16 protein-coding genes are annotated in these 17568 nt (G+C 58.3%); 9 read left to right on the top strand and 7 right to left on the bottom strand.

Annotated elements, in window-relative coordinates; genetic code table 11:
* Positions 1-158: 158 nt before the first annotated feature.
* The 7 genes from GVI59_RS07150 (at position 159) to GVI59_RS07120 (ending at position 4701) form a co-directional block, all read left to right on the top strand.
* Positions 159-809: a regulatory protein RecX gene (locus GVI59_RS07150; RefSeq protein ID WP_173573621.1), complete on the top strand. Its 651-nt coding sequence runs from the start codon at positions 159-161 to the stop codon at positions 807-809.
* Positions 809-1321 (top strand): CHAP domain-containing protein, encoded by a 513-nt coding sequence (locus GVI59_RS07145; RefSeq protein WP_173573620.1) that lies wholly within the window; start codon positions 809-811, stop codon positions 1319-1321. Before GVI59_RS07150 ends, GVI59_RS07145 begins: the two co-directional genes overlap by 1 nt.
* A 179-nt stretch (positions 1322-1500) precedes the next feature.
* Entirely contained in the window at positions 1501-1761 is a 261-nt protein-coding gene (locus GVI59_RS07140) for a twin-arginine translocase TatA/TatE family subunit (protein ID WP_173573619.1), read from the top strand.
* Between the two features lie 47 nt (positions 1762-1808).
* Positions 1809-2483: a methylthioribulose 1-phosphate dehydratase gene (locus GVI59_RS07135; protein WP_173573618.1), complete on the top strand. Its 675-nt coding sequence runs from the start codon at positions 1809-1811 to the stop codon at positions 2481-2483.
* Positions 2484-2485: 2 nt separating this feature from the next.
* Positions 2486-3031: a 1,2-dihydroxy-3-keto-5-methylthiopentene dioxygenase gene (locus GVI59_RS07130; RefSeq protein ID WP_173573617.1), complete on the top strand. Its 546-nt coding sequence runs from the start codon at positions 2486-2488 to the stop codon at positions 3029-3031.
* A 9-nt stretch (positions 3032-3040) separates the two neighbouring features.
* A complete protein-coding gene (gene mtnC / locus GVI59_RS07125) occupies positions 3041-3757 on the top strand; it encodes an acireductone synthase (protein WP_173573616.1) in 717 nt (238 codons plus the stop codon).
* Positions 3757-4701, top strand: coding sequence for a bifunctional riboflavin kinase/FAD synthetase (locus tag GVI59_RS07120; protein WP_173573615.1), 945 nt, complete (start codon positions 3757-3759; stop codon positions 4699-4701). The genes mtnC and GVI59_RS07120 overlap by 1 nt, the downstream gene beginning before the upstream one ends.
* Before the next feature lie 127 nt (positions 4702-4828).
* On the opposite strand, the gene GVI59_RS07115 is transcribed toward GVI59_RS07120, so the two are convergent.
* Together GVI59_RS07115 and GVI59_RS07110 are read right to left on the bottom strand one after the other, a co-directional pair.
* The gene (locus GVI59_RS07115) at positions 4829-5341 is read right to left on the bottom strand and encodes a hypothetical protein (RefSeq protein WP_173573614.1); all 513 of its coding nucleotides are present in this window, start codon (positions 5339-5341) and stop codon (positions 4829-4831) included.
* A gap of 33 nt (positions 5342-5374) precedes the next feature.
* Positions 5375-5716: a YidB family protein gene (locus tag GVI59_RS07110; protein WP_173573613.1), complete on the bottom strand. Its 342-nt coding sequence runs from the start codon at positions 5714-5716 to the stop codon at positions 5375-5377.
* A gap of 240 nt (positions 5717-5956) precedes the next feature.
* Between GVI59_RS07110 and GVI59_RS07105 the strand changes: the two genes are divergently transcribed.
* Positions 5957-8143: an FUSC family protein gene (locus GVI59_RS07105; RefSeq protein ID WP_173573612.1), complete on the top strand. Its 2187-nt coding sequence runs from the start codon at positions 5957-5959 to the stop codon at positions 8141-8143.
* 101 nt (positions 8144-8244) lie between these two features.
* On the top strand, positions 8245-9591 hold the full coding sequence (locus tag GVI59_RS07100; protein WP_173573611.1) for a PQQ-dependent sugar dehydrogenase: 1347 nt from the start codon (positions 8245-8247) through the stop codon (positions 9589-9591).
* A 169-nt stretch (positions 9592-9760) separates the two neighbouring features.
* Here GVI59_RS07100 and cobD read toward each other — a convergent pair whose 3' ends face one another.
* Genes cobD through cobN form a run of 5 tightly spaced genes read right to left on the bottom strand, consistent with a single transcriptional unit; the run spans position 9761 to position 17562 of the window.
* Positions 9761-10786, bottom strand: coding sequence for a threonine-phosphate decarboxylase CobD (cobD, locus tag GVI59_RS07095; RefSeq protein ID WP_173573610.1), 1026 nt, complete (start codon positions 10784-10786; stop codon positions 9761-9763).
* Positions 10783-12249: a cobyric acid synthase gene (locus tag GVI59_RS07090; protein WP_173573609.1), complete on the bottom strand. Its 1467-nt coding sequence runs from the start codon at positions 12247-12249 to the stop codon at positions 10783-10785. The genes cobD and GVI59_RS07090 overlap by 4 nt, the downstream gene beginning before the upstream one ends.
* Positions 12249-12857 carry a cob(I)yrinic acid a,c-diamide adenosyltransferase gene (cobO, locus tag GVI59_RS07085; RefSeq protein ID WP_173573608.1) on the bottom strand — a complete coding sequence of 203 codons (609 nt, stop codon included), beginning with the start codon at positions 12855-12857 and terminating at the stop codon, positions 12249-12251. Before cobO ends, GVI59_RS07090 begins: the two co-directional genes overlap by 1 nt.
* A complete protein-coding gene (locus tag GVI59_RS07080; protein WP_173573771.1) occupies positions 12854-14179 on the bottom strand; it encodes a cobyrinate a,c-diamide synthase in 1326 nt (441 codons plus the stop codon). Before GVI59_RS07080 ends, cobO begins: the two co-directional genes overlap by 4 nt.
* A gap of 29 nt (positions 14180-14208) precedes the next feature.
* Entirely contained in the window at positions 14209-17562 is a 3354-nt protein-coding gene (gene cobN / locus GVI59_RS07075; protein WP_173573607.1) for a cobaltochelatase subunit CobN, read from the bottom strand.
* Between the last annotated feature and the right edge of the window lie 6 nt (positions 17563-17568).

Below are 17568 nucleotides of genomic sequence, written 5' to 3'. Positions count from 1 at the left end.
CCTCCGACGCCCAGGGCGCACGGACAACTCTCCCGCGTTTCGTAAGAGCCGGGGCCATACGCCTGCTTCCCCTCCCCGTCAAGTATGCGTGACAGAGAATCGGAGTCCTGTGACGCGGCAAGTTACATCCGTTCTGCCGTCATGATAGAGTGAATTTCATGTCACGACGTCCGGATATCGGCGCGCCACGCCCTCTTCCTCCGCCTCCCGACCGGAGATCTCTACGGGAAGCCGCTCTCGCTCATCTGGCGCGGTTCGCCGCCACGGAAAGAGGACTCGCCCTCGTCCTGGAACGCCGGATCACCCGCTGGGGGCGCAGGGCTGTCGAGGACGGACAGGACTCTTCCACAGTCACGGAAACGGTGAATGGTCTTCTGCCGCTGGCGACGACCATCGCGCAGGACATGGTCGCGCTGGGTGCGGTCAACGATCACGGCTTCGCCAAATCCCGTGCGGCCCGCCTGACCCGCAGCGGTCGCTCACGACGGGCCGTTCAGGCGCAGCTCGCCGCCAAGGGTATCGATTCGTCAACCAGTGAACAGGCGCTCGATGAAACGCTTGGTCAGGACGAAACAGCCCGCGACGCAGAGATTGCCGCTGCACTCATTTTTGCCCGCAAACGCAGGGCTGGCCCTTTTCAACGGGAAGAGGTGCCTGACGAAGACAACGACAATCACTCCGAAAAGAAAGCCCGTCTTTATGGCGCATTCGCCCGCGCAGGCTTTTCCCGCGATGTCGCTGACAGAGCGCTCGGGATGGACCCCGATGAAGCCGAAACCCGCATTCTGACCCTGAAAGCCAGTCTGTGATGCCCCCCGTCTCCCGTCCACTACCTTTCAGCAACCGTTTCTTCCGGAAGGTTCTCTGCTGCCTGCCTGTCTTACTGCTCGCCGGGTGTGGCGGCGGTGGCACCGGCAGAAGCTGGCATGGACGCCTGCAGTGCGCTCCCTGGGCGCGGGAACATTCATCCATCGCCCTGAAAGGAGCGGCTGCGTCCTGGTGGCGTAGCGCCGATGGACAATACGCCCGCGCTCCCCGCCCGACGCCGGGCGCAGTTCTTGTATTCCGCTCGACCTCCCGCCTGCCGGACGGCCATGTCTCGGTGGTCCGCTCCATACGGGGCACGCGCGCCATTCTCGTCGATCAGGCGAACTGGAATCCCGGACGGGTCGATCACGCCGTTCCCGTGGTCGATGTCTCTCCGCGCAATGACTGGACACGGGTGCGGGTATGGTGGAGCCCGACCGGCACCATGGGGCGCACGGTCTATCCGACCTACGGTTTCATTCTTCCCGCCCGGCCCGGCGGGTGGATTTCGTAAGGAAATAGACATGAAAACCCCATTGGCTTTCCAGCGCTGGGGCGTGTAATAATGGTATCAACGCTTCAATATGCGTTTCAGGCGGTTATTCCCCCTGAAGTCCATGCAACACCAACTGAAACTTTACCCGTCCGTGCCTCTCTTGCCCGGCGGTTTCTTCAGGTTGAGGAGTCGACACAATGGGTAGCTTCAGCATCTGGCACTGGCTGATCGTTCTGGCCGTTGTCCTGATCGTCTTTGGCGGCAGCGGCAAAATCAGTACGCTGATGGGTGATTTCGCCAAGGGCATCAAGTCCTTCAAGAAGAATCTTGATGACGACGAGTCCATGGAACATCCTTCATCAACACCGGACGGACGCATCTCGCCGCCGCCAGCCAATCCCGCGAATTTCTCCACGGAACAGCGTCCCACGACGTCAAGCGGCCCCAACACCCACTGACATCCGGTCGCCCTGGGCGGCGGCCCGCATCAGGGATTCGTCACACGATGAGTTTTGTCACCGACACAGACCGCTCCCATGCGGTCTCCGACTCCTCCGATACCGCATGGGACAGGGCTGTCGAACAGATCATCCATGCGGGTCGTCGCATGGACCAGCGCGGCTGGGTGCCTGCGACAGCGGGGAATCTCAGCATTCGGCTGGCCGATGGCAGGATCGCCGTCACACGCTCCGGCGGTCATAAAGGCTTTCTGACCAGACGGGGCGTCATCGAGGTTGGACTCGATGGAACCTCCATACGTCCGGAAGACCGTCCAAGCGCCGAGACGCTCCTGCATTGCCAGATCTATGCGCATTTCCCAGATGCGGGCGCTGTCCTGCACGGACATTCCGTCGCCTCGACGGTGCTGTCCATGGCGACCGCTGACCCGGAGCTTTATCTGGCCGATTACGAAGTCCTGAAGGTCTTTGAAGGTCAGACAACGCACGAGACCCGCCTTGCCGTGCCCGTCTTTCCGAACGATCAGGACATTGCCCGTCTTTCGCGGAGCGTGGCCCTGTTCCTCAATGACATGAAGGCCGGATACATTATCCGCGGGCATGGCGTGTATGTCTGGGGTCCCGACATGGACACGGCGCTCGCCCGTCTGGAAGGACTGGAATTTCTCCTTGCCTGCGAGCTGGAGCAGGTGAAACTTCGCGCTGTGGTTCAGGAAGCCTGATCATGAGCAGTCTTACGGTTTATGATGACACCCGCCCCGGCCAGCCGGAATTCTCCAGTCATGACGCTGAGGCGATCGCCGCCCGACTGAGCCCCCTCAACGTGCGGTTTGAGCGCTGGACCGATGTCGAGCCTCCTGCACGCGACGCGGGGCAGGATGTCGTGCTGGGTGTCTATCGCCCCTATCTCGACAGACTGATGGGCGAAACCGGCGCAGGCTCGGCTGATGTCATCAGCATCGACGTCAACACCCCGAATCGGGCGGCGCTGCGCGAGAAGTTTCTGTCCGAGCATATCCATTCGGAAGACGAAGTGCGCTTTTTCGTGCATGGACAGGGTCACTTCGTCCTGCATGTCAACGGCAAGGTCTATGATGTCGGCTGCACTCAGGGCGACCTGATCTCCGTTCCGACAGGAATTCCTCACTGGTTTGACGCCGGGGAAACACCGGATGTCGTTGCGCTCCGTATCTTTACTCACAAGGAAGGATGGATCGCGGATTATACCGGCGACGATATCGCTCTCCGCTTTCCCGCCCAGATCGCGTAATCAGGTCGCATGAACAGCATTCCGACACCCACCGTCATCCTGCTCGATATTGAAGGCACCACTCTTCCCGTCTCTTTCGTGCACAAGGTTCTGTTTCCTTACGCCCGCAAGGCGCTCCCAGATCTGATCCGGGAGCGGGCCAACGACCCGGCCGTCATCGCCGCACTGGAGGAAACCCGGGCACTGGGTCCGGATCGTGAGCCGCTCGATCAGTTGATGGCGTGGATGGATGAGGACGCGAAAGTCGGACCTCTCAAGGCTTTGCAGGGAATTGCATGGGCGGATGGCTATGCCTCCGGAGCACTCATTGCCGATCTTTTTCCGGATGTGCCGCCTGCCCTGCGCGCCTGGTCCGAAGCCGGGCTGACGCTGGCTGTCTATTCCTCTGGATCGGCCCCCGCACAGCGCCTGATTTACACCTACACGACTGACGGCGACCTGACGCCGCTCTTCAGCGCCTTTCTGGATCTGGAGATGGGCGGCAAGAAAGACGTGGAAAGCTATCGCCAGATTCTTGCGAAGATGGGCTGGGCTGCTTCAGACGTTCTGTTTGTGTCGGACGTGGTCGCCGAACTGGACGCGGCCGCCGCGGCAGGCCTGCGCACCTGCCAGATGGTGCGCCCGGAAGATGGCACCATCGCCGGCACGGTTCATCCTGTCGCTCACTCCATGAAGGAGGTCGCAGACCTGTTCAGCCTTCCGGAACCTGTCGGCAAGGCACAGTAATGCGGGCTCATCTGTATACGGACTGGCGCTCCATTCCCTCCGAGGCACGTGGCGCAGCAGCGGCTCTCGGCAATTTTGACGGCGTTCATCTGGGACATGCCCATCTGGTGCACACCCTGCATCTGAGTGAGCCCGACAAGCCCCTCGCCGTCGTGACGTTCGAACCGCATCCCCGCGAACTGTTCAGGCCGGAAGATCCACCATTTCGTCTGACGCTGGCGGATGAGCGTTTCGCAGCGCTGGCAGCGCTTGGTGTGCAGCATGTCTTTCAGATTGCGTTCGACGAAGACTTCTCCCGGATGCCCGCAGAGCGTTTCATCGACGACGTGCTGCATGATGCGCTCGGCGTGAAGCACATTGCCTGCGGACATGACTTCGCCTTCGGATACCGACGCGGTGGCACGACCAGCTTTCTGGCGGAACGCGCCAGCGAACTGGGGATCGGTGTCAGCCTTGTCCCCGCTCTTGCCGATGCCGACGGTCCTTATTCCTCAACCCGCATCCGTCGTCTTCTGCAGGACGGTTATCCCGAGCGGGCGGCAAATGAGCTTGGGCGGCCGTGGTCGATTCGCGGGGAAGTGTGCCATGGCGATAAACGGGGACGCCTTCTGGGCTTTCCCACCGCCAATGTCCGCCTTGGCCGTCACCTTGAACCGGCTCGCGGCGTTTACACGACGACCGTGCGACTGCCCGATGGCCGGACCCGCGACGGAGTGGCCAATATCGGCCGACGTCCCACCATCGCCGATGGCAGCGAAAGCCGCATGGAAGTCCATATTTTCGATTTCTCGGAAGATCTCTACGGACAGACGATTTCCGTCGCGCTCCACGATCTGCTGCGTCCGGAAAAGAAGTTCGAGAGTCTGGACGCCCTGAAACAGCAGATTGCCACCGATACGGAACAGGCCCGACTACTTCTGCAGAACCGACGCAATAGCCAGTAAGTCTGCGTCTGGATGTCTGAAAGTCGGCTTGCGGTTATAAGAAGCTTCAGAGTGCGCCGCCTTTCTGAATAAAAGTGGCGCACAGAAACTTCTGTTTTCTATTAAAAACTTACGCTGGAACAGGCGCCTAATCTGGCGCGCCGACGAAGTCTCTCTGCCAGACCGATGCCTGCTGCTCAGGCGGCTTGACATTGCACGACGCCAGATAAACCCCAATCGTAAACGTCGCATTGGCCAGCGTATTGAACCATGTCGCCAGAGCGTAATGCGCGTCCACGGTCGATCCCTGCCAGGCGGAGTAGATCAGGAACACCAGAGAAATCGGGCGCAGACCAAGGAACATGGCCCGCAGGGGGTTGACGAAACCGGGCCGAACCAGCGAACGGACCCGGTTTACGCCGAGGTAGAATGACACCCAGAGAACCCAGATCAGTATGTCGAACATGGCGCTGAAAGGGTCCATGCCCAGTAGAAAGATCATCGCCGCCGTAGCCGCTCCCGACAGCATGAGAGAGCCGAACAGCAGGCTCATCCCCACTTCGAAAGCAGGAAGCCGCTCCGGTAGACGATCCGCCAACGGCTGAAAGACCCGGTCCAGAATCCAGAGGTCTATGCGGGTTATACCTTCGCCGACTGTCATCTCACCTCTTCTCTCGCAATCCCGGTATCCTCCTCAGGCTTCGCCTTCCGGTGTCTTCTTGTCGACAGCCTGCGGGAGAAAATGGGTCAGAGCGGGCAGAAGCGTTTCAGCCGGCAGACCGGTGCGCGCCACCAGCGCCTGCACTTCGGAATTGCCCAGAATCTGGCGAATCTCATCAGGAGAAACCGGCAGATTGTCTCCCTTTCCGACCCACGAGCGCACCTTGTCACCCAGTCCGGCTTCATCAGCCTTGGAGACCAGCGTCTGGATCATTTGCGGCTGCAGAAGCGCCTGTATCTGCTCGCTCAGCTTTTCATGGAGATCAACTCCAAGCGCGTTGCTCACCTTGCCGACAAGATTATCAAAAACACTCATTGAGGAGGCTCCCTGTTCCGCACGAAGACACCGCTGCTGGAAGTGCAACTCTGCCATACCCGCAGATTAGCTCACTTCACATGCATTGGCGACAGATCACAGCTACGTTATGGTCACAAACCCTACGTCGGGACAGGATTTCATAATGGAAATGCCTGATATGCGGCCAGCCCTACAAGACACGGGGCAAAGTTTCGTTATCCATAACTCCTCTTCCCGTTCTCTGTTTCAGGCAAAACCGTGCCCGCGCTTCCCGGAATTCCACTCTTTCTGATCAAGCGCGTTCCTTTCCTGAGCCATCTGCGCCCGATAAGGCAGCCGGGAGAGAGTCGAAACAACGCGTTTCGCTGGCTATACGCCCCCACCCCGGCAGCCTTGGGATTTGCGGTCCGCACGACTGCCGCCGCGATGATGGCGCTGGTCATCGCCATGTGGATGGAGCTGGACGATCCCCAATGGGCGGCCATGACCGTCTGGATCGTGGCGCAGGGTTCGCGCGGCGAAAGCCTGTCCAAATCCCGCTGGCGTATCGTCGGAACCGCCATCGGCGTGATCATGTCCATCACGCTGATCTCGGCCTTCCCGCAATATCCATGGCTGTTTTTCCCCGCATTGGCCATCTGGCTCGGTGTCTGCTGCGCGCTCGCCACGCTGGTCCATAACTTCCGGTCCTACGCGCTCGTTCTCGCGGGCTACACCACGGCCATCATCGCGCTGGGCGCCGTCAACGATCCTGAAAATGTCTTCATGGTGGCCATGTCCCGCGCCACCTACATCATTCTCGGCATCACCTGCGAAGCGCTTCTCGCCGGGCTTTTCGCGCACAACCTCGCCGCCACGGCGCGTTCCAATATCCGCACGAAGCTGCGGACTGCCCTGACCAGCGTCTCGGAGGCCATCTCCAGCCTGCTGGAAGGCAATCAGGCCGCCCTCATCCGCTCCCGCACCCTGTTCGGCCCGCTCCTGTCGATCAACGACCAGATCGAATTCAGTGAAGTCGAGATGGGTCCACACGGTCATGAGGGCGATCACGCCCGCGCCGCGCTCGCCGCCGTGTCCGTCCTGCTGTCACGCGGCCTCGGCATGACGGTCCGTCTCCAGTCTCTGGACCGGGCCCAGCCGGTTTTCGACCGCACGGCGCTGCTGACCCGGACGTTTCTGGAAACCGTGCCGCCTCGTCTTGATACGGACGAGAATGTCGAGCTTATCCGGCATGATCTGTCATTGCTGCGGGCCGAATGTCGCCAGCGTATTGTCGACGCCCTGACCGAAGAAATCGCGATCGGCGACCGCACGGCGAAAGATCCGCGCATTCCGGGGCTGCTGGATCAGCGCATCCTGCATAACGCGCTGGATGAGCTTCTGGCGGAACTCGACATTGCCCTGGCTGAATTCAAGGCCAGCCATACCGTCATTCCCGGCGATCATTTCCGTTTCCGGCTCCAGTCACATCGCGACTGGCGTGAGGCTGCCTATAACGGCGTGCGGGCCGCCGCGGCGACCGTGGCGTCCGCCCTGCTGTGGGAAATTACCGCGTGGCCGACCGGCCTCGGTTTTGTGACGTTCGTGACACTGGTCTGTGGCCTGTTCGCCACAAGAGAGAATCCCGTTCTCGCCACGTCCAACTTCCTCAAGGGCGGCATCTGGGCCGCCGTTGTGTCGTTCTTCCTCGTCTTCCTGATCATTCCCCGCATGTCGGAATACGAGACACTGATCGCCGCCATGTTCATCCCGAGCGTGGCCGGCGGACTCGCCGCACGCAACGCCTCCACGGCGCTCCATGCCGCAGCGTACACCCTGCTTCTCCCGAACTTCGTGCACACATGGAATCAGGGACGCTGGAACGAGATCGGCTGGTTCAACTCGACAGGCGCCGTCCTGCTGGGCGTCGCCTTCGCGGTCGCGATCTTCCGCCTCGTGCTGCCCTTCAACGCAGCCGATGAACGCTGGCGGATGCGCCGGAGCATGCTGCAGGATCTGCGCACCCTGGCCGCAGCGCAGCCCATTCCGCAGACACAGGACTGGACCGGTCGCAACATCGACCGTTTCGCCCGGGTCATCCGGCATGCAGGCCCCACCCCCTCGCCCACCATCGAGGGTTATCTGCAGGGCACTCTGGCGGCCATGACCATCGGTCTCAACATCATCCGTCTGCGCAATGTTCAGGCCCGCAACCAGCTTCCGCCGCAGGCCCGGCAGGCCGTGCAGGCGACGCTGAACCGGATGAGCCAGTTCACCGGAAAATATAACCGCGCTTCCACGACTGCCCGCCGCGCCACAGCCATTCTTCGCCAGATCGAGGCGCGGGAAGAAAACATCACCACCCGTATCGAACTGACCCGCGCCATCGCCTACCTGATCGTCGTTTCGCATGAGCTGGACGCCAACCGCGTCTTCCTCGACGCCTCCAAGCGCTTCAAGGCGTAGACCTCTTTCCAGCAAAATTATCTCTTCCGTAAAACATCCCCTTTTTCCAGACGTTAAACCTGTCCGACGTCAGCCCGGTCTGTCGCAAAAAGGAAAACAGCATGTCACGGAAAGCCTGGATTTACGGTATCGGCGGCGCGGTCGTCATCGTCCTGATCGGGGGCGGTCTCTGGAAAACGGTCCTGCAGAACGAGCGGGCGACACTGTCCGTAGCAGAAGGCACAGGCCCCCGGCCCTCGCTTCCCGCGCCTGACGCCAGACTGATTCCGACGCTCAATGTCGCCTCACCAGTCGGATGGCAGAACAATGCTCATCCTGTCGCGGCCGCAGGACTGACAGTGACACCATATGCTACCGGTCTGGAGCATCCCCGCTGGCTGTATAAACTGCCCAATGGCGACATACTGGTGGCGGAGTCCGAGTCACCCGACACAGATGCGAACTCCGTCAAAAGCGTATTCGCCAGCTTCTTCATGAAGAAGGCCGGAGCAGGCGGCAAAAGCCCTGACAGAATCATGCTGCTGAGAGCCTCCGGCCAGTCAGGGCAGGCAGACACGCGGGAAGTGTTTCTTGAACACCTCCACTCCCCGTTCGGAATGGCGCTCATCGGGAACGACCTCTATGTCGCCAATGCCGATGCGATCATGCGTTTCCCCTATCACGAGGGTGAAACCCATATCAGCGCAACCGGTGAGAAGGTTGTCGATCTTCCGTCGGGATATAATCATCACTGGACCAAGAACATTCTGGCTGCTCCTGACGGACAGTCCCTGTTCGTAACAGTGGGGTCCAACAGCAATGTCGCAGAAAACGGCATGGAAGCGGAAAAGGACCGGGCGCGCATCCTGCGTCTGGATCTTGCAAGCCGCACCCTGACTCCATACGCCACGGGTCTGCGCAACCCCAACGGACTGGCATGGGAACCGCAGACAGGCGCTCTCTGGGTCGCAGTCAACGAGCGCGATGAAATCGGCAGCGATCTGGTGCCGGACTACATCACAGCAGTGAAGGAAGGCGGATTTTACGGCTGGCCCTACAGCTATTACGGCCAGCATGTCGATGCCCGTGTGAAACCCGAAAACCCGTCACTGGTCACACAGGCCATTGTCCCGGATTACGCGATTGGCCCGCACACCGCGTCGCTTGGAGTCACCTTTGCGATGGATGCTCAGGCGCTCCCCGCCGACTGGCGCAGCGGCCTGTTCATTGCCCAGCATGGCTCATGGAACCGGCGGCCCAAGAGTGGCTACAAGGTTATCTATGTACCTTTTGTGGATGGAAAACCTTCTGGCACGCCAAAGGATGTTCTCACCGGCTTTCTGACCGCAGATGAAGAGCATGTGTATGGACGTCCTGTTGGTCTTGCACTGGACAAGGATGGCGCGCTTCTGGTGGCTGACGATGTAGGCAACGCAGTCTGGCGTGTGACCGCAACGACTGCCCAGTAATAGAGTTTTACGATGGGGAGGCGGTTCTATTGCGAGCCGCCATCCCCGTCTGGGACACTCTTTTATATTTTAAATCCAGCTTATAAAAACAAAAGCATTTCAAAGCTTTTTGAAAAAAGCTTTACTAAAACTTTTATTATTTACAGGACGCTTTGGGAGCGGCCTTCTGTTATGAGCGCCATGTATTGAGAGCCTGTTCCAGTCTCTGCCAGGCACTTTCAGAACGGGGCAACCCAAACCGGATATCCTCCGGTCTGTCTACAAATGATCGCGTGAGAATACCCAGTTTACATAAATGGGACCATAACTCCGGCGCAGACTGGCTTCTCGCAAGAGCAAACAGGCTTGTATGCCCAGCAACAGAAAGATCTCTTCTTCGGCAAAGATCCAGAAACCTTTGCATATCGCAGTCGAGTTTTATTTTCTGTTTATCCAGCCATTCCCGATCATTCAGAGCCTTGCACCCTATGGTAATCGCAGCCGTGCCAACAGCCCATGCGCCGAGCATACCCCTCATACGCTCAGCCAGAGTTTCCGTCGTCAGCAAAAAACCTAACCGGACACCGGGGAGACCATAACTCTTCCCGAAAGACCTCAGAACATTCAACGCAGGATGCGGAAGATATTGAGCTACGCTGATATTATTTTTGAAATCAGCATAAGCTTCATCGATAATAAGACTGCTTCCCACATGCGCGCAGCGTTCTGCCAAAGCCAGAAGATCCAGTGGATCGTGGTGACGTCCATCCGGATTATTGGGATTGCAGAGGATACCAACACGTCCGGGCTGTGCAACCTCGTCACTGAATTTTTCCATATCACTGACGATATGGACATCAGAACCGGCATTACGCCATGCGGTCGCATGTCCGCTGTAAGTGGGACCAAGCAGAATGACCTGTCTGTTACCCAGAACATACGGTATAAGTGAAATAAGAAGTTGTGTTCCTGGACCAGCAACAATCAGATTTGATGACTGCACGCCGTAGGCTCGCATGGCCGTATCAAGCAGCCTCTCTTCTCCTCCCTGTTCGGGAAGACGGGTCAGGTCAGTTTGCCGCACCTCGCCAAATGGATAGGGATAAGGACTGATGCCCGTCGAGAGATCAATAAAAGGCGCTGGAGCCTCTGGAAACGCCCGCATGACCAGTTCAACCTGTCCGCCATGCTCCGGAATTTCTGGTAGAATGGTCACGGTCTTTTCACCACGCGAGCCAATGCCAGCAACGCTTCAATATCAACATGCTTTTCGAGGTGATCCGCCCACGCATCCAGAGCTTCTTCCACATACTGGTAGTGATCTCTCAATAAACCCGTATCCAGCCCGATCCTGTTGAGCACAGCCTGTCTTGCCGCACCACTAGACAACACTCCGTGCAGATAGGTTCCCCATATACGGCCATCTGCGGAACAGGCACCTTCATTCTGTCCAGCGATCAATGCAAACGGTCTTTCACATGCACTTCCTGTTGTCTGACCCATGTGAATTTCATAGCCACTGACAGGAATATTTTCAGGGAGAAGAAATCCCTCCACTTCGACAAGCCGCTTATCAGGCGTCAGGCATGTCATTACATCCAGCAGGCCCAGTCCTGCTGTTTCAGTCACGCTTCCTTCCATGCCGTCAGGATCGGAAATCATTTGCCCAAGCATCTGATAGCCCCCGCAGATCCCCAGAACAGATCCTTTCCGCCGGACATGCCCGGCAAGATCAATATCCCATCTCTGCTTTCTAAAAAATTCCAGGTCAGAAACAGTCGCTTTCGATCCCGGAAGAATGACCAGATCACAAATGGGGAGTGGCTGACCGGGTTCAACAATCAGCAGTTCCACGTCAGACATCGCGTTCAATGGGTCAAGATCATCAAAATTGGCGATACAGGGCATATGCGGCACGACAACTCTGACACGCCCGCCCCGCCTGGAAACCGTTTGCAAATCAGCAGCGTCTTCAGCAGGCAGTACACGCACGGAGTCACAATGCGGCACCAGACCAAGAGCCGCCCATCCTGTGCGATCAGCAACAAAATCCATGCCATCAGCAAACAATGACGGATCACCACGCATCCGGTTCACAATAAAACCCCTTATACGATCAGAGTCTTTTTTATCTGAAACCGACTTCGTTCCTACAAGGCTGGCTATGACTCCGCCCCGATCAATATCTCCGACCAGCACGACATCTATATCTACCGCCTGCGCAAACCCCATATTGGCAATATCATGTGTACGCAGGTTGATTTCGGAAGCCGACCCGGCTCCTTCCACCAGAACAATGTCAGCCTGATCAGCAAGTCCGTAAAATGCGTCGAGCACGTCAGACATGAGTGTGGGTTTGATCGAAGCGTATTCCCTGGCCTGAAACGCTCTCCGAACCTTTCCCCGGACGACAAGCTGTGCACCCACTTCACTCTGAGGTTTCAGCAGAACGGGGTTCATGTCCACGGTCGGCGGCACACCACAAGCCCGCGCCTGTAATGCCTGCGCTCTCCCGATTTCACCCCCATCGGCGGTCACCGCGGCGTTGTTGGACATGTTCTGAGGTTTGAAGGGACGCACACGCAAACCTCGACGGGTCAGTACCCGGGCAAGGCCCGCCACCAGCACGGACTTGCCAACACTGGAGCCGGTCCCCTGAAACATCAGCGCCCGCGCCATCAGAATTCGATACCTTCCTGAGCCTTCACGCCTGCTTTGAAATGATGCTTCACAAGTGTCATTTCCGTGACCAGATCAGCAGCTTCCACCAGAGCGGCCGGAGCATTGCGGCCAGTTATCACCACATGCTGCATGGCTGGACGAGCAGCAAGGTCCTCAAGAACCGTCTCGAGAGGCAGATAATCATAACGCAGGGCAATATTCAGTTCGTCCAGCACAACCAGCCCTACATCGTCTCGGCTCAGCGCTGTGCGAACGACGTCCCACGCCCGGACACAGGCGGCAATATCCCTGTTCCGGTCCTGTGTTTCCCAGGTAAACCCTTCTCCCATCGAGTGCCATTCAAGCAGATCATCAAACCGCTCAAGCGCGATCTTCTCACCTGTCGACCACGCCCCCTTGATGAACTGCACGACAACAACCCGCTTACCACGCCCCAGCATGCGCAAGGCCAGACCGAAAGCCGCCGTGGATTTACCTTTTCCTGAACCTGTGTTGATAGCAAGAAGACCTTTTTCAATAGTCTTTTCGGAGACTTCTTTATCCTGCACTTCCTTGCGTCGCTGCATTTTCATCTGATGACGTTGATTGTCTGTCTCGTCAGTCATTCCTGCTTCCCCCATTCTGCCATCACATGAAAATACGAACCCGAGACCAGACCACGACGCCCTCCGGCTGCCCCCAGATATTTCCCTGTTCCATCATAAAGATCCACGAGAGGCTGGTCTGAACCGGAATCAGTCACCTGCGCATAATGAAATTCATGACCACGAAAACGTGTTCCCGCTGCCCCCAGAGCACAGGATGCACGCAGTACAGCTTCACGGTAGCCCAGATTCATCTTTCGTTTTGCAAAACTCGTGACATGACCAAGAAGACCGCTCATCGGATGAAGAACGCCCTGAGCATCTTCCAGCGCCTTGCCCAGCACCATGAACCCGCCACACTCACCGTGAACAGGACGGGATTCGGAAAAGTTCCTCAGTCCATCGTGAAAGTTTCTGGCCGATGACAAAACGCCAGCGTGCAGTTCAGGATATCCTCCCGGCAACCAGCATACATCGCACGACGGGTCCGGAGATTCATCCGCCAGTGGTGAAAATGGCACGATCTCCGCTCCTGCGTGACGCCAGCCCAGTGCAATATGTCCGTAGAAAAATGAAAAGGCTGCATCATCCGCCAAGGCAATCCGCTGCCCGGGTGGCGGCACAGCCACGACCGGTGGAGCGCCTCCCACGGACAGTGGCTTCGCCACCGCCAGCAGGGCCTCCATATCCAGCGCCTTGACAGTCCGATCCGCCAGACAGTGCAGGACTGTCTGCAATTCGGACTGTTCCCGCGCCTGCACCAGTCCGAGATGGCGCTCCGGCAGCACCAGAGTCTTATCCCTCATGAACGCGCCCAATACCGGCAAACCAGCAGCCTGCACGGCGCCTCCCGCCATGGTGAGATGGCGGACCGAAGCGACCTGATTAAGAATGACGCCCGCAACCCGCACATGTGGATTCAACGTTGCAAATCCATGCGCCACCGCACCTGCCGATTGTCCCTGCCCCGAAACATCAATTACAAGAACAACAGGAATATCAAACCAGCCAGCGATGTCAGAAGGGGCACCCCGCGCTCCTTCCGGTTCCATCAGGCCATCGAACAGCCCCATGGCGGATTCCACAATCAGAAAATCCGTGTCGTGCAAAGCATTCGAAAGCAATCCTTCAAGCACGGGTGAGGGCATCGCCCAGCTATCGAGATTGAAACTTGGCATCTCCGTTGCGGCTTCATGAAAGGCCGGATCAATATAGTCAGGTCCGGTCTTGGCGCCTCTCACCCTTATACCCTGCTCTCTGAGAGCCGTCAGCAATCCCAGAGTCACGGTTGTTTTTCCGCCACCAGACCGCGGCGCTGCAATCATGAGAGCCTTCGACCTCATACTTGCTACAGCAGTTTCCGAAATCCCGTTCATGCCTGGCCACCCAGACTCTCATACGCACTATTTTTCCGGGGATGCCACAGCCCCCGTCGCAGCATTTCCTTCAGTCGGTCATGAATAGCCTGATGCGCGGCAGGATTAGCTGCTCTGAGGAAAGAATCATTGTCAGAATCAGCCAACATCGCATCGAACACCAGATCGAACTGATGATCGAACCGTGTCGGCAGCATTGCGGCAAAAGCTGCCAGCGCATCGACCCCGCGCGACATTTCCGCTGCTCCCCGATAGCCATGCCGTCGCATACCGGCAAGCCAGCGAGGATTTGTCAGCCGCCCCCGCACGACACGCACGATTTCCGCCTCTGTATCCCGTAGTTTCGGCGCATCGGAATCCGATGTATCGCCGTGCCACATTCCCGGTTTCGCATCGAGAAATGCTGCGACAGCAGCCAGCCCTCCTTCATGCGCCGCCGTATCGGGCGTTTCCAGAATATCCGTTTCTGCATGATCCTGTATGTGCAGAATAACATCTGCCTGTCCGATCTGACGGCTCAGCCCGTCATTGTCCCGAAACAGCTGCTGATCCCTGTCATAGCTCCAGCTGTTGGCATCAAGATATGCATTCGCCAGTTCATCCCGGTCCACCCAACCTGCTGTCTGCAGGATATTTTCCAGACCGGTGCCATATGAACCGGGCGCGGGTCCGAAAACGCGGGAAGGGGCGGGAGCATTTTCCACACAGGCCGCAGCAAGAGGATTCCATTCCGTGCTTTCCCGACGCGCGGCAACAGCTTCAACTGCCTGTCTGAAAAGAGCAATCTGAGCGGGGAAAGTATCTCGAAAAAAACCGGAAATGCGCAACGTGACATCAACGCGCGGACGGTCAAGAACCGGCATGGGAACGATATCGATCCCGCTGACTCTCCCGCTGGCACGATCCCATAATGGCTCGACTCCCATCAACAGAAGCGCCAGCGCCAGATCCTCGCCACCGGTTCGTAAACTTGCTGATCCCCACATATCCATAACCAGATGACGCAGTGGTTCGCCTTCTTCCTGCAAGTGCCGCGTCAGAATCTGCTCTGCCTGCGCCCGAGCCAATTCCACAGCGACAGGAGTCGGAATCGCTCTGGGATCAATCGTGAAAAGGTTTCTCCCTGTCGGCAGCACATCGAAGCGTCCTCGTGTTGGCGCTCCTGCAGGACCGGGCTCGACAAAACGTCCCTCCAGCGCCGCCAGAAAACCTTCCCGCTCCCGCTGGGCGCTCAGAACAAGGCTCTGTGTCACGCTTTCCTCATCAACACCGCCGCGGGTGGCAACAGCTCTTGCCAGATCAGCACTTTTCGGAGCCATCTGTCCGAAGACATGCAGACCATCACGAATCTGTAGATCCTTCACATCGCAGAGATAGGCATCCAGTCGGGCAAGCGCTTCAGCCTCGTCGCCGTCTGAGGGCCGGACACCACTTTCCGCCAGCACACCCATGCGGGACGCCCGATCGAGAATATCACGACGCAGCAGCGTCACACGACGGCGATCCATTCCATCCGCCTCCGCATATTCGTCGATCAGTGCTTCAAGTTCCGCCATATCTCCGGAGAGCCCTGCTTTCATCACCGGCGGCGTCATATGTCCGATGGTTACGGCTCCCAGACGCCGTTTAGCCGCCGCCGCTTCGCCGGGATTGTTGACGATAAACGGATAAACCACTGGAATACCTGATGTCAGAATAGCAGGAGCACAGTTTTCGGACAGGGCGACTGCTTTCCCCGGCAGCCACTCCAGCGTGCCATGCGCACCCAGATGCACCATGACGTCGATGGCGCACACTGAGCGCAACCACAGATAAAACGCGATATAGCCGTGGCATGGCGGCACATCCGGGTCATGATACTGTGTTTTCCGATCCGCATGCCGCCCCCGATCCGGCTGCACGGCGATCACCACGTTTCCCAAACGACAAAAGCGGAAACAAAACAGACCATCCCGCAATAAGGGATCATCTTCCGGCTCACCCCATGCGGCCGTGACCGACAGGCGGAAAGCTTCAGGAAGATCGACAAAACTGTTTCTATAATCGGCAAGAGACAAGACCGTGTATCCCGTCCCTTCCGTCAGAACCGAGACGAGCCTGCCGGCTTCAGCATCTGCGTGATCACCACAACTGTAACCAGCATCGCGCAACATCTCCAGAATACTGGACAGGCTGGCGAAACTGTCGAGCCCGACAGCATGCGCAACCTGCGCTGAGATGCCCTCTCCGCCAGCACCGGGATAATCGGACAGAATGATCGCCAGCTTCCTGTCTGCTGGCGCAAGATGTCCAAGACGCGCCCATCCCCGAGCCTGCCGCGCCACAGCATCGATCCCCGGTCGCCACGCTTTCCGATGCGCCGGATGACCGGGGGCAGCCTCCTCCTTGAAGGAAATGGGAGCCGTCGCAATTCGGCCGTCCAGTTCAGGCAGCACAATCTGCATGGCCAGATCGGACTGACTCAGCCCCCGAAAGCTCTCCCGCCACGCACGTTCCGTGGAAGCCGGCTGCACGAGTTGCAGGATCGTCACGCCAACCGCCTCAAGAGGAGACGTCGCCATACCCTCTCCCCGAACTGCGAAGACTGTCGCGTTGAGCACGATGTCGGGCGTGGCTGCGAGCAGACGGCTTTCAACCCACTCTGCGACCTCCGTCTGCTTCAGGGATGAAACGAACAGCACTTCCGTCGCCATACCGTGCTGTTCAAGCGCATCAGCCAATCCGTCGATGGCGTCCGTGTCTCCTGAGAGCAGGTGCGCTCGATAGAAAACCAGTGTGGCGCGCAATGCGAGACCATTACAGGCGTGTCGATAAATGCCCGAAGCAGGCAGAACTTCCGGGAATGCGCCGCCATCTTCGCCCAACCCGGCAGCGTGACGCATAAGTTTCAGGGCTTCCTGAATATTCCGAGGTCCACCCTCTTTCAAAAAACCCGCCAGTCGCGTGCAGATTTCACTTTCTGCAGTCGACCATGCGGCGAATTGAGCATCCTCCCGTTCATCACCGGGCAGCAGAACAAATGGAATCTCCTGAGAACGGCAGCAGGACGCCACTTCCTCAACGCCATAGCGCCAGTAATCCACTCCACCCAGAAGACGGATCACCACGCACCGCGCATGGGCAATGGTCTGCTCAACATACAGGTCGATCGACATGGGGTGGCGCAGGCGGGCCAGATTGACCAGCCGGAGCGAAAAGCCCGGCTCAGCCATCCGGTCATAGGCTCGCTCAAGGGACAGCAGATCACTGTCCGTGAAAGACAGAACGATAACGTCGGCAGGCGCATGGCCGAGATCTTCGGCCACGTCCTGTTCGTCGATCGACTGCTGATCCCGGACAAGCAGGTGCATGAGAGA

Origin of the sequence: Acetobacter sicerae, assembly GCF_011516765.1 — a bacterium.
GTDB classification, from domain to species: Bacteria; Pseudomonadota; Alphaproteobacteria; order Acetobacterales; family Acetobacteraceae; genus Acetobacter; species Acetobacter sicerae.
The sequence above is the reverse complement of the archived record's forward strand: the minus strand, read 5'-3'. Positions and strand labels throughout refer to the sequence as shown.